General features: G+C 66.3%; 10 protein-coding genes. 3 read left to right on the top strand and 7 right to left on the bottom strand.

From position 1 onward, the window contains the following. Positions 1–41: 41 nt before the first annotated feature. A complete protein-coding gene (locus tag ACIA8C_RS25055; protein WP_397138649.1) occupies positions 42–1,931 on the bottom strand; it encodes a S9 family peptidase in 1,890 nt (629 codons plus the stop codon). Between the two features lie 669 nt (positions 1,932–2,600). Here ACIA8C_RS25055 and helR point away from each other — a divergent pair. Continuing rightward, positions 2,601–4,796, top strand: a complete 2,196-nt coding sequence (gene helR, locus ACIA8C_RS25050; RefSeq protein WP_397138647.1) for an RNA polymerase recycling motor ATPase HelR — start codon at positions 2,601–2,603, stop codon at positions 4,794–4,796. 375 nt (positions 4,797–5,171) lie between these two features. On the opposite strand, the gene ACIA8C_RS25045 is transcribed toward helR, so the two are convergent. Beyond that, positions 5,172–5,603 carry a MarR family winged helix-turn-helix transcriptional regulator gene (locus tag ACIA8C_RS25045; protein ID WP_397138645.1) on the bottom strand — a complete coding sequence of 144 codons (432 nt, stop codon included), beginning with the start codon at positions 5,601–5,603 and terminating at the stop codon, positions 5,172–5,174. An 85-nt stretch (positions 5,604–5,688) separates the two neighbouring features. Here ACIA8C_RS25045 and ACIA8C_RS25040 point away from each other — a divergent pair, with 85 nt between their 5' ends. Next, a complete protein-coding gene (locus tag ACIA8C_RS25040) occupies positions 5,689–7,254 on the top strand; it encodes an MFS transporter (protein WP_397138643.1) in 1,566 nt (521 codons plus the stop codon). A 147-nt stretch (positions 7,255–7,401) separates the two neighbouring features. Here ACIA8C_RS25040 and ACIA8C_RS25035 read toward each other — a convergent pair whose 3' ends face one another. Continuing rightward, the gene (locus ACIA8C_RS25035; protein WP_397138640.1) at positions 7,402–8,178 is read right to left on the bottom strand and encodes an SDR family NAD(P)-dependent oxidoreductase; all 777 of its coding nucleotides are present in this window, start codon (positions 8,176–8,178) and stop codon (positions 7,402–7,404) included. A gap of 116 nt (positions 8,179–8,294) precedes the next feature. Between ACIA8C_RS25035 and ACIA8C_RS25030 the strand changes: the two genes are divergently transcribed. Next, positions 8,295–8,909 carry a TetR/AcrR family transcriptional regulator gene (locus tag ACIA8C_RS25030; RefSeq protein WP_397138638.1) on the top strand — a complete coding sequence of 205 codons (615 nt, stop codon included), beginning with the start codon at positions 8,295–8,297 and terminating at the stop codon, positions 8,907–8,909. 275 nt (positions 8,910–9,184) lie between these two features. Here ACIA8C_RS25030 and ACIA8C_RS25025 read toward each other — a convergent pair whose 3' ends face one another. The 4 genes from ACIA8C_RS25025 to ACIA8C_RS25010 all read right to left on the bottom strand — a co-directional run bounded on the left by ACIA8C_RS25025 (position 9,185) and on the right by ACIA8C_RS25010 (position 12,688). Beyond that, entirely contained in the window at positions 9,185–10,048 is an 864-nt protein-coding gene (locus ACIA8C_RS25025; protein ID WP_397138636.1) for an NAD-dependent protein deacetylase, read from the bottom strand. A 24-nt stretch (positions 10,049–10,072) separates the two neighbouring features. Then, complete coding sequence (lexA, locus tag ACIA8C_RS25020; RefSeq protein WP_397138634.1) at positions 10,073–10,723, bottom strand: transcriptional repressor LexA; 651 nt, start codon at positions 10,721–10,723, stop codon at positions 10,073–10,075. Positions 10,724–10,791: 68 nt separating this feature from the next. Continuing rightward, on the bottom strand, positions 10,792–11,184 hold the full coding sequence (locus tag ACIA8C_RS25015) for a VOC family protein (RefSeq protein WP_397138631.1): 393 nt from the start codon (positions 11,182–11,184) through the stop codon (positions 10,792–10,794). Between the two features lie 70 nt (positions 11,185–11,254). After that, positions 11,255–12,688, bottom strand: a complete 1,434-nt coding sequence (locus ACIA8C_RS25010; RefSeq protein ID WP_397138629.1) for an FAD-dependent monooxygenase — start codon at positions 12,686–12,688, stop codon at positions 11,255–11,257. Positions 12,689–12,692: the final 4 nt, after the last annotated feature.

The following is a 12,692-nucleotide window of genomic DNA, read 5'->3' as shown; positions in this document are numbered from 1 at the left end:
CCATTGTCGGACGACGTTAGGGGCTGGGCGGCGGAAAGTGGTTAGCGGGTGGATGATTCGCGTCCGCCCAGGTGTCGGGCGAGGAAGCGTTCGATGGTGTGGAACAGCTCGATCTGGTTTTCCGGGTTGGCGAAACCGTGGCCTTCGTTGTTTTTGACCAGGTATTCGACGTCGACGCCGCGCTGCCGGAGTGCTTCGACGAGGTTGTCGGATTCGGCGCGTACTACTCGAATGTCGTTGGCGCCCTGCACTACCAGCAGTGGGGTGTGGATGCGGTCGACGTGGGTGATCGGTGAGCGGGCGAGCATGTCGGCTTCTTGTTCCGGGTCGTCGGGGTCGCCGACGAAGAGGTGCCAGTTGTTGGCGGTGTGCGGTTTGCTGTAGGCGGGGATGGTGCGCAGGAAGTTCGCCAGGTTGGAGATGCCGACGTAGTCGATGGCGGCCGCGAAGACGTCGGGGGTGAAGGTGACACCGACCAGGGCCGAATAGCCACCGTAGGAGCCGCCGAAGATCGCGACCCGTGCCGGATCGGCATAACCCTGATCGACGGCCCATTGCACGGCGTCGATGAGGTCGTCGTGCATCTTGCCCGCGAACTCCTTGATCGCGGCTTTGACGAACGCTTTGCCGTATCCGGTCGAGCCGCGGTAGTTGACCTGCAATACGGCGTAGCCGCGGTTGGCGAAGAGTTGTGCGGTCGGGTCGAAGTCCCAGCTGTCGCGCAGCCACGGGCCGCCGTGGACCATCAATACCATCGGCAACGCGGACGGCTCGATGCCGACGGGCAGGGTCAGATACGACGGGAGGCTCAGTCCATCGCGCGCCGGGATGGTCACCGGTGTCATCGGGGCAAGCGATTCGGGATTCAGATGCGGGAACGGCCGGAACAACAGCCGGCTCTTCCCGGTGGAGTGGTCGTAGTAGTACGCGACTTCGGGGTCGCGGTCGTGTGTGAAGGTGACGACCCACCGTTGGCCGGTGCGATCGGAGGACACTGCAGCCAAGTCTCCCTCCGACAGCTTCTGCAAGTTCGCAAGCACCGCGGCGAAATTCGGATCCAGTGCGTGGATCACCTGCCGTTCGCCGAGGTAGCGGGCGCCGATCAACTCTCCGGTTCGCCGGTCGAGGATCAACGGTGACGGCAGCGTGGGAATGACGGCGCCGCGCGTATCGAGGTCGAACGTCGGGTGACTGTCGACCTCGGATTCCTGCCCGGTCGCCAGGTCGAGGCGGACCAGCCGGGTCCGGTCGGTGCCGCGGTTGGATCCGAGCCACACGCCGGTCCCGTCCGGGGTCAGCCGGACCGGCAACACACCCATCGGGTAGTCGGCACCGTCGAACACTGCGATGGGGTGCAAAGTGCCTGCGTCCCAGCGATATAGCTCGATATCGCCCGTCGCGGTCAGTCCGCGACCGTACACTTCGCCGCCGGGGCCGCACATCCAGGCGCCGATATGGCCGGGGTTTTCGGCCAGCACCGTGAGGTCGCCGGTGGCGAGGTCGATCTCGCAGAGGTCGAACGCCTCGACCTTCCTGTCGTTCAGCTGAACCAGCACTTTCCCCGGCCGTCCCGCGGGCAACTCGAAGTCGATGACCGCCGTTCGCGGGAACGGTGTCAGGTCGAGCACCGGCGCGTCGGAGTAGTCCAGGTCTACCCGATACAGGTGCCATTGCTCGTCACCGCCGTTGTCCTGGGTGTAGAGCAGCCATCGCGGATCGTCGGTCCAGCGGAAGTTGTACACGTTGCGGTGCTCGTCCGCGGTCACGCAGCGCGCTTCCGCGTCGGAGTCGAGGTCTTGGACCCACACGTTCAACCGATCCTTGCGCGGCGCGAGATACGCAATCCTGGTGCCGTCCGGAGAAATCGACGGCGCAGCACTCATCGGCGGCTTGAAAAAATCCTCTACAGAAATGAATTCCGGCAACGCCATGGCGATCCTCCTGGCCTGAGCGCGTACACCCAGAACACCGTTGGCCGTCACGGCACAGTCAATGCCGCCCCCGCATGATCCACGCCACATCGTCGCCGAGCAGACCTCGATCGAGGGGGAACTGGTGTTGGCATCGTCCGACCGAGTGCCGGAGAACACCAGTTCCCCCTCGACGGTGGCGAACTGTGAAACTCCGCAAGCCATCAATGTGATCGTTCCGCGCGAGCACCGAACACCCTGAGGCACTGGATGATCACGCCGATACTGGACTGCGGGGGCCGTTAACTACAGCCGGGGGTCACCGCTGGGTTGATGTTGCGCATGCGCTGAGTGGGGAGGAAGTCCGTCGACAGCGGACATAAAAATGGAAAGGACCTCAATCCTTTCCGTATCCAATTATATATCGCACCCGGGGGCTTGCGGCAAGACCCCGGCGGGGGCGCATACTCGCTGGCCGAGGCCAGAGCCTGCGGAAATGGGAGTTACGGATCGGGTGTGTTGTTGTCGACGCGTGAGTCGTGTGGGGATGGCGAGCTGATGGTGGGGCTCGCGGCGGCGTTGCGGGCACTCGGCGCGTACGCGTTTGCGCCGCCGGAGTTCGCGTAGCCGCGGACCGAGCGACCGCACGAACACAGCGACATCGCCGAGCCATCAAAAAAGAAGGGGCACATGCTAACTCGAGAGTATGACGAGGAATTACAGTCCGAGCGTAGCTACGTGGCCGAGCTGTACACGCGCCTCGACGCCGAGCGCGCGCGAGTGAAGGGCCAGTACAGCGCCGCGTTGCGCGGCAGAGACGGTTCCGCCATGGAGCGCGAGGACCAGGTGCGCGCGCTGGGCAAGTCGGTGCAGCGGCTGGATGTGGCCGACAACGGGCTGTGTTTCGGTCGATTGGACACTCTGTCGGGCGAGCGTTCCTACATCGGCCGGATCGGTCTCTACGACGAAGCGAACGAATTCGAACCGCTGCTGCTCGATTGGCGAGCACCGGCCGCGCGGGCGTTCTATGTGGCCACCGCCGCGACACCGGAGAACATGCGCAGGCGCCGCCAGTTCCACACCCGTGGACGTCAGGTGGTGGATTTCACCGACGAGGTGCTCGGCCGTCCCGATGACGGCGAGCGCGGCGACGCGGCGCTGCTGGCGGCGGTCAACGCGCCGCGTGGCGAGGGGATGCGCGACATCGTCGCGACGATCCAGGCCGAGCAGGACGAGATCATCCGACTCGACCATCCTGGCGTGCTGGTGATCGAGGGCGGTCCGGGTACCGGGAAGACCGTGGTGGCGTTGCACCGCGTCGCGTACCTGCTCTACACCCAGCGGGAGCGGATGGAACGCCAGGGCGTGCTGGTGGTCGGGCCTAATCCGGCCTTCTTGAACCACATCGCCCACGTCCTGCCGTCACTGGGCGAGACCAACGTGGTGTTCACCACCGCGGGCGAACTCGTGCCTGGCCTGCGTGTCACCGCCGAGGACACCCCGCGGGCCGCGAAGCTCAAGGGCTCGCTGAAGATATTGGACGTGCTCGCCGCGGCGGTCGCCGATCGTCAGCGACTACCCCAGGATCCGGTGACGATCGAACTGGCCGACGTCACGGTGCGCATCGACGCCGAGACCGCCGAGTGGGCCAGAGCGGAGGCCCGCGCGAGCGGCCGGCCACACAACGAGGCGCAAGCGGTGTTCCGCGACATCATCACCTACGTGCTCACCGAGCGGGCGATCGCCCGGATCGGGCGCGGCTGGCTGACCCGAGACGACCGCGAGGCATGGGAGCAACTGCGCGAAGACCTGGTCGAGGAGCTCGCGAGTCACGACACCTTCGCCGCCACACTCGACGAACTGTGGCCGATTCTGACACCGGAAACGCTACTGGCACAGCTATATTCGTCACCTGAACGACTGCGCGCGGCAGGCGCCGACGAGGCGCTGGCACGGGCCGACGGCGCGGCATGGACGGTGTCGGACGTACCGCTGCTCGACGAACTGGCCGATTTGCTCGGCCCCGACAAACCAGCCGATCGAACCGCGGAGCGGGAAAGGAAGGCCGAGGCCGAGTATGCCGCCGGCGTGCTGGATGTGATGGTCAGCCGCGAGGACATGATGGACGACGAGGACCATCTGTTCGCCCAGGACCTGCTCTACGCCGAGGACCTGGCCGATCGATTCCTCGAGCGCGACACCAGGGAACTCGCCGAACGTGCTGCGGCAGACCGTGATTGGACCTATCGGCACGTCGTGGTCGACGAGGCGCAAGAGCTGTCGGAAATGGATTGGCGGATACTGATGCGCCGCTGCCCGAGCAAATCGTTCACGGTGGTTGGCGATCTGGCCCAGCGCCGGTCGGTGGCCGGTGCGACCTCGTGGGACACGATGATGCAACCGTATGTGCCCGGCCGCTGGGCCTACCGGTCGCTGACGGTGAACTATCGCACCCCGGCCGAGATCATGACCGTCGCCGCCGCGCTACTCGCCGAGTTCGCGCCCGGCGTGCAGCCACCGGAGTCGGTTCGGGCGTGCGGTGTCCAGCCCTGGTCCAGGCAGGTCACCGAGGACGAATTGGCTACTGCCATCGAAGAATTCGTCCGGCAGGAAGCTGATCGCGAGGGCACCAGTATCGTCATCGGTCCGGCGGGGGTGCCGGGCACGGTGACGGCATCGGAGACGAAAGGATTGGAGTTCGACGCCGTGCTGGTCGTGGACCCCGAACGGATCCTCGCCGACGGCCCTCGCGGTGCAGCCGAACTCTATGTCGCCCTCACCCGCGCAACCCAACGTCTCGGCGTCCTGCACGAGGGTCCCTTGCCGCCGGCCCTGACCGGACTCGAGCAAATCGACGCACCCGTGCAAGCCGGAATGCACCGGTAGCGCAATTAGTCGATGCCCTCGGACTTGTTCGAGCGACAAGTCCGAGGGCATCGTCGCCGCGGCGAACCGTTTCGATTTCGCCAGCGGCCGACAAACTGGCGGGGCGATGTTCGACCTGAGCGCCCGACCGGCAGCGCATTAGTAGGGGCTGGACGCAATCTCACACGGCGCCAACGCAATCGACTCGTCGACGAGCCGCTCCGCCTGCGCTACACCGTCATCGGGCCCGCCTGGTTGCGGAATGCACGGCTGAATGTCGCACGTGTCGCCTCCGAACGATCCAGCAATCACGCCATCCGGACCAAGCGGCATGCTCGCTATCGATATCGGCTGCTCGACCGTGAATTCATCTGCCCAACAGCACTTTACGCCCGATCAGTGGCAGGCATCGGAGATGCCCTCGAGCCAGTCGCGGATCGCGGCCTGCTGGGCGGGGGTGAACGAGGATTCGAGTTCGGCTTCGCGGCGACCGACAGCGACGCGGGCCTGCGCCAACCGGGCCCGGCCGGATTCGGTGACGGTGATTTGATGGGTGCGCCGGTCGGAGGGGTGCGGGCGGCGTTCGATCAGGCCCTCGTGTTCGAGTCCGCTGAGCATTTCGTTGGCGGCCTGGCGGGAGCTGGCGACCTCGCGGGCGATGTCGGCGACCGACATTCCGGGACGTGCGGCGGTCATCATCAGGGTGGCGTACTGGGAGGTCGACAGCCCAAAGGCCTTGAGCTCCTCCCCGATTGCCGCCCGCATGTTGAGCCAGACCTTGCGAACCATGAAGGTCAGTGACCCGACCTCGCTCCGGTAGGAACCCAACGAAAAACCTCCTCGATATTGACAGGTTCCTGACGACTATGCGAAGTTAATCGTCAGGTTCTTGCCAATCTTAGCGAAGGTTTCCATGATCACGTCTCCCACGTTGCCGAAGCCGAGGCAACGGTTGATCCTCGCCGTACTCGTGCTGTCCTCGTTCCTGATCTGGATGGACAACACCATCCTCAGCCTGACCTTCCAGACACTGGCCGACCCGGTCCGCGGCCTCGGCGCCACCCCAGCCCAGCTGCAATGGGCGACCGGCTCCTACACCCTGGTCTTCGCCGCGCTGATGTTCACCGCGGGCGCGCTGGGTGACCGATTCGGTCACCGGACCGTGCTCGCCACGGGCCTGACGACCTTCGCCGCCGCGTCGATCTGGGCTGCCTACGCCGGTGACGCGGGCCAGTTGATCGCCGCCCGTGCCGCGATGGGCGTGGGCAGCGCGCTGATCATGCCCGCCACCATGGCCATCCTCACCTGGACCTTCACCGGTCCCGCCAGGGCCACCGCGATCGGCATTTCCTCCGCCTCCGCCGGCGTCGGATTGGCGGCCGGTCCGCTGCTCGCCGGTGTGCTGCTCGACCATTTCTGGTGGGGCTCGGTGTTTCTCATCAATGTCCCGGCGGTGCTGGCCGGGTTGGTGGGGATCGCCGCGCTGATCCCCGAATTCCGCAGCCCCACCCCGCGCCCGCTCGACCTGACCGGTCTACTGCTCTCGATCAGCGGACTCGCCGCCCTGGCCTATGGGCTGATTCGCGCGGGACAGGTGGCCTCCTGGACCCCGGTGGATGTCTGGGCGCCGATCGCCGCGGGAGTGATTCTGCTTGGCGCGTTCGTGTTCGTCGAACTGCGTAGCCATCAGCCGAGCTTCGATCCCCGGCTCCTCGCGCAGCGCACGTTCGGTGGCGGCAACGCGGCGCTCGGGCTGCTGCTTTTCGCGATGACCGCCGCCGGTTTCTACGGCGCGTTCTATCTGCAAGGCGCACGGGGCTTCTCGCCGCTGCAGGCCGGTTTCGCCACGTTCCCGGCGGCGCTCGGCGCGATGGTCGGCGGGCCGCTCGGCATCCGATTGGTGCGCCGCTGGTCGCTGCGCCCGGTCACCGCGACCGCGCTCACCGTGGCGGCACTGGCGATGGGCAGCTTCGCGTTCTTCGGACTGCACACTCCGCTCGTCTGGAACGAGATCGTCTTGCTGATCCAGGGCCTGTCGATCGGCATAGTCATGGGCAGCACGACCGCGGCGCTGATGAACACCCTTCCGCTGACGCAGGCCGGTGCCGGATCCGCGGTCACCAACACCGTGCGACAGACCGGCAGCGTGCTCGGCATCGCGGTGGGCGGCACGATCATGTCGATCGCGTACCAGCGTGGCATCGGATCCGCACTGCACGACCTGCCCGCCGATGTGCGGGAACGGGCACAGGTCTCCGCCGAGCAAACCAGACACGCCGCAGCGGTGATCCACCGCCCCGACCTGACGCGCGCCGCCGATGCCGCGTTCATCCACGCCATGCACGTGGGCGCGGTATGGACGATGCTCATCGCGCTGGCCGGAGCGGCCGTGTTGGCGATAACGTTGCGCCCGAACGGAATTCGGACGGACGCGGCACCGGAACAGGCCGAGGCTCTTGAACCCGCGGAAGCTCTGTAACCTGCCGCTCGGTAATCCGCGATTCGCTGCGAAACTCAGCCGCGAGCTATTCCGAGCCTCTCCCGGCGACACGGGCACGCGCTCTGCTCAGCGCTGTCGTGCCGCATGGCAGGCGCCCGCAGGGTTGTCCGCCGGGGTCGGGTGGTGTCAGCTGGCGGCGGGCAGGGCCGGTCCGAGCAGCAGCCCGCCGTCGACGACATAGTCCTGTCCAGTGGCGAACGAGGCGTCGTCGGAGGCGAGGAACAGCACGAGCTTGGTGATCTCGGCGGGATCGGCCAGGCGGGGGACGGCGAGCGGTTCCGGGGAGAAGTGGTCGGCGATGGCGGCCTGACCCGGGGCGGTCGGCTCGTGAATGAAGGGAGTGGACACCACGCCGGGGTCGACGGCGTTGACGCGGACGTTGTCACGAGCCAGTTCCAGGGCGGCGGTGGCGGTCAGCCCACGCACGGCCCACTTGCTGGCCACGTACGGCCCGAACATGGCGGTGCCACCGTGGCCCATGGCCGAGCCGATGTTGACGACCGCTCCGCCGCCTGCGCGTCGCAACGACGGCGCTGCGGCTTTGATGCCGAGGTAGGTGCCGGTGAGGTTGACCGCGAGCACCCGTTCCCAATTCTGTCGGTCGGTATCTTCCAAGGTCGCCGCAGGATTTTGGATGCCTGCGTTGTTGACCAGCACCGACACCGGCCCGAACGCGGCCTCAGCCGTGGTGATGGCGGCATGCCATTGCTGCTCGTCGGTGACATCCAGTGCGACATAGCGGGCCCGGTCGCCCAGTTCCGCCGCGAAGGCGTATCCGGCGTCAGCGTTGCGGCCGGCGATGATGACGTTGGCGCCGGCGGCGTGGAAGCCTCGGACGTGGCTGGCGCCCATGCCGCCGTTGCCGCCGGTAACGACCACGGTGCGTCCGGTGAAGTCTTGCATGAATGATCCCCTAGTCAGGAGCTGTGAGTCGATTGACTCGCCTCACGGTAGGCGGCGCTGAGTTGTGAGTCAACCGGCTCGCCTCACTCCTGGCCCGCGGGTGCATACTGGCTGGCGTGAGCAAGACGGCATATCACGAGCAGCTCGCGACGGAGAAGCGGGCAGCGATCATGGACGCGGCGACGGCGTTGTTCGGCGAGTTCGGGTACGACGGCACGTCGCTGTCGAAGATCGCGGCCGGCGCCGGAGTGTCGAAAGCCACGCTGTTCAAGCAGTTCCCGACCAAGGCGGAACTGTTCGAGGCGATGGTCATCGAGTTCTGGCGACCCGCCGACTGGACCGACGAGGTCACCGCCGACGGCCACATCCGTCGCAACCTGATCACGCTGGGGCGGCGCTACGTCACGGTTCTGAGCCGCCCGGGGATGGCAGAACTGTTCCGGATCGTCATAGCCGAGGCACCCCGCTTTCCTGAACTCGCGAAAGCCAATTTCGAACTCGGCAAGCAGCCGTTCTGGCGGTCGGTACACGATTACCTGCGGGCTGAGTCCGGCGCCGGCGCCCTGCGGGTCGACCACCCCGACATCGCCGCGACGCAGTTCCTCGGCATGATCGCCGACAACGTGTTCTGGCCCCGACTCCTGCTCATCGACTGGCGGCCATCACGCGACGCCGTAAACCGCGTCGTGAGCGAGGCAGCCGAAACCATGGTGGCCAGATACGCGTCGTGACTGGATACGTCGATTTCGACGCCCCGACGGAGCCTGGCCGCAAGTCCACCCGTGCGATATATGTTGAAAGGGAAAGAGCTTCGGCCCGCCGAATAGCATCTGTTCGGCATGGTCTGCTTGTTTACATCGGCCGCAATCTCGACGCCGCACAGCCGTTCGCCTGACAATTTCTCCCGGAAACCCCGCCGTAAACGCGTGCCGCACAATCATTATCGGCATCGCCTGCTGATGCGCACTCGATGCAACGACGCGCATTGCGCCGCAACAAAACTCGACTACACCGCTGCCCCGGCTAAAACGTGCGCGTCCCCGAGCGAGTCGGCGAGTGCGACAAGAACATCCGAGCATCCGGCGTCAACAGTCAGCGACGCCAACTCATCCCCACGAGTATTTCCGCGATTGACGATCACCACCGGCCGCGCACGCTTCGCCGCATGCCGCACGAACCGCAGCCCCGACATGACGGTCAACGACGACCCCGCGACCAGCAACGCATCCGCGTCATCGACGAGCTCGAACGCCGCCGCCACCCGATCTTTCGGCACGTTTTCGCCGAAATACACGATGTCGGGCTTGAGCATTCCCCCGCACCCCGCGCAATCGACCATCCGAAAACTCTCGGTATCAGCGACAACCGCGTCGGCGTCGGGTGCGACCTCCACCCCGTTGGTCGTTGCCCCCTCGGCGAACCCCGGATTCGCGGCTTCCAACCGTTCTGCCAACGCCATCCGCGAAATCAACGCATCGCAACTCAAGCACCGGACCCGCGCATAGGTGCCGTGTAGATCGATCACCCGACGATGGCCGGCCTTGGTATGCAACAGATCGACGTTCTGGGTGATCAGCCCACTCACCACGCCCATCCGTTCCAGCCGAGCCAGCGCGCGATGCCCCGGATTCGGCCGCGACGCATCCATTCGCCGCCAGCCGATGTGATTACGCGCCCAATACCGCTGCCGGAATACCGCGTCACCGACGAACTGCTGATAGGTCATCGGATTGCGCGGCGGCGAGGACGGACCGCGATAGTCGGGGATGCCACTGTCGGTCGACACACCCGCACCGGTCAGCACCACCACCCGCCGACCGGCCAGTACCTCGACCAGCCGCCCGAAATCCGGTTCCGCGATCTCCGACATCAGTTCAGGGTACGACGATGCCGATCAGACGCGTCGCATCACCGACACCACCTTGCCGAGCACTGCGGCCTTGTCGCCATCGATGACTTCATAGGCGGGGTTGCGCGGCTCGAGATACACGTGACCGTTGCGCCGCCGATACACCTTCACCGTCGCCTCCCCCTCGATCATCGCGGCGACGATTTCCCCCGAATGCGCCTCGTTCTGCTGGCGCACCACCACGATGTCACCGTCGCAGATCGCCGCGTCGATCATCGAATCCCCGCGCACCCGCAGCCCGAACACCGTCCCGCGACCGACCAGCTGACGCGACATCGTCACCATGTCGTCGGTGTGCTCCTCGGCCAGAATCGGCGTGCCCGCCGCGATGTCACCGATCACCGGCACCGCCACCGAATCCTCGTTCGTTTCCCGCGGCGCCGAACCCCGCAGGAACATCCGGACATCGATCGGCCGCGACATCGTCTCGCTGCGCCGCAGGAACCCCTTCTCCTCCAGGCTGTTCAGGTGCTTGGACACCGACGACGAAGACCGCAACCCCACCGCGTCCCCGATCTGCCGTGAGTTCGGCGCGTACCCCTGCCGCACCACCCAGTCCCGAATGGTGGCAAGGATCTGCTGCTGCCGCTCGGGCAGGCGGGAGGTGTCGAGGTGCTCGAGGTCGTCGTAGGTCACCGGGGCATCGTAGAGGTCAGCGCCGATCACACGGTCGCACAGGCCATTACGGAGTGTCGCGGTACCGGTTACGCTCCGGCTTGTTCGGCCTTGGATCGTTCGGAAGTGCTTCGCTCGACACAGAATTCGTTCCCCTCGGGGTCGAGGAGGGTGACCCAGCCTCGACCGTCGGCGGTGCGGTGATCTTCGTACAGTGTCGCGCCCACCGTGAACAGCCGCTCCACTTCCTCGTCGCGGGTACGTTCGGTGGGCATCCAATCGAAGTGGATCCGGTTCTTCACCGTCTTGCCCTCCGGAACCCGGATGAAAAGGAAACCGGGAAGCGGCTCGGGCGCGGTGAGCAGGGTCTCGTCGTCGTCCACTTCGTCCTCCGCGGACAGCGGCCAGCCGGTGACGGCGCTCCAGAACGACGCGAGCTTGTACGGGTCGGCGCAGTCGATGGTGACGTGGCGAAGAATCATGCGGGCGAGCCTAACGGGGACCCGAGTGCCGATGCACCGCAATAAAATTGCCGTTTGCCCGACAATCGCCTCAGGGGATAACCCAGCGATGAAGGGCGTCCGCGAGCCCTGCGTCGTCCGCGACGCTGGTACTCAGCCAGGCAATGTGGCCGTCCGGGCGCAGCAGCAACGCACGGATATCCCGATACGCCCGACAGGTCGCGCTGACCACGGTGACCGACGCCGACCACGACGAGAACGCTTGTCCGGCAGTCAGATCGAGCAATACCGGACGACCCGGATGCAGCAGTGTGGCCAGGGTCGTCTCGCCGTCGGCGGTCGACAAAGCGAGGTCGGGAGCGAGGCGGCCGAGCCAGCGGTGCTCGCCGGGTAGGTAGCAGGTGTCGAGGCCGGTCAAGATCTCGGTGAGCGCACGGTTGCCCGCGGGGTGTGCCGCGACCTGCTGGACCAGGTCCGCCAGCGGCGACGCGGGTTCGTTGAGCAGTACCAGCGCGCGCTGGTTCGACAGGAGTGCGGCACCTGTCGCGTGCCGTTCGTCGTGGTAGGTGTCGAGCAGGGTCTTCGGTGCGCTGCCGTGGACCGTGGCAGCGAGCTTCCAACCCAGGTTGAACGCGTCGTCCAGGGCAACGTTGACGCCGATGGCGCCGGCGGGCGGGTGGATGTGTGCCGCGTCGCCGGCCAGCAAGACTCGACCCTCGCGGAAGCGCTCGGCCAAGCGCGCCGCGTCCCCGAACCGGGTCAGCCAGCGTGGTGCGCGCAGTTCGGTGCGCCTGCCGAGCACCTCGGATACCTGGGACTGCAGCAACTCCAGGGTCACCGGGGTGTCCTTTGCCGGGGGCGGGTCCTGTTCGCGCACGATGACGCGCACATATCCGGGTCGCGGAATGACGAACACCGTGCGCCCGTCGGGACCGGCCGAAATACCGTACGGCAGATCGCATTCGACGTCGCCGAGCAGGGCGAAGAAGCTGGCGTCGGTGCCGGGAAACGCGATGCCCGCGCTCTTGCGTACGACGCTTCGGCCGCCGTCGCAGCCGACAAGGTATCGCGCGGTCAGCTGAGTATCGAACTGTCCGTTGTGGACCGTCGCGGTCACCGAGTCGGCGTCCTGCGCGATGGCGCGAACCTCGCGCCCGCGCAAGACCGTGGCACCCAGCTCGACGGCCCGCGCGGCCAGCACCTCTTCGACGCGGGTCTGCGGAATACCCAACGAGAACGGGTGATCGGTATGCGCCCCCGCCAGCGGCAGTGGTCGCGAGATCCCGGTGGCGGGGACGTTCGGCACCTGGTGGCCTTCGGCTATGAGCTCAGCGGCAAGGCCGCGCCGCGCGAGCAGGTCGAGCGAACGGGCATTGAGGTTGTATCCACGGCACCACAGTGGTTCCAGCGAACGTTCGACAACAGTCGTTCGCACCCCGGCCAGCGCGAGCTCATAGGCGAGCAGCACACCCGCGGGCCCCGCGCCGACGATCAGGACATCGGTATCCAGCGGTCGGTCGGTCATCGTG

This window comes from Nocardia sp. NPDC051321, from assembly GCF_044455225.1.
Classification (GTDB): domain Bacteria; phylum Actinomycetota; class Actinomycetes; order Mycobacteriales; family Mycobacteriaceae; genus Nocardia.
Note: the sequence above shows the minus strand (reverse complement) of the source record. Positions and strands in the feature narration are given on the sequence as shown.

What these genes read in the sequence shown, in the direction of transcription:
- ACIA8C_RS25055 (WP_397138649.1), bottom strand. Translation starts at nt 1,931, where the DNA reads ATGGCGTTGCCGGAATTCATTTCTGTAGAGGATTTTTTCAAGCCGCCG.
- helR (WP_397138647.1), top strand. Translation starts at nt 2,601, where the DNA reads ATGCTAACTCGAGAGTATGACGAGGAATTACAGTCCGAGCGTAGCTAC.
- ACIA8C_RS25040 (WP_397138643.1), top strand. Translation starts at nt 5,689, where the DNA reads ATGATCACGTCTCCCACGTTGCCGAAGCCGAGGCAACGGTTGATCCTC.
- ACIA8C_RS25035 (WP_397138640.1), bottom strand. Translation starts at nt 8,178, where the DNA reads ATGCAAGACTTCACCGGACGCACCGTGGTCGTTACCGGCGGCAACGGC.
- ACIA8C_RS25025 (WP_397138636.1), bottom strand. Translation starts at nt 10,048, where the DNA reads ATGTCGGAGATCGCGGAACCGGATTTCGGGCGGCTGGTCGAGGTACTG.
- ACIA8C_RS25015 (WP_397138631.1), bottom strand. Translation starts at nt 11,184, where the DNA reads ATGATTCTTCGCCACGTCACCATCGACTGCGCCGACCCGTACAAGCTC.
- ACIA8C_RS25010 (WP_397138629.1), bottom strand. Translation starts at nt 12,688, where the DNA reads ATGACCGACCGACCGCTGGATACCGATGTCCTGATCGTCGGCGCGGGG.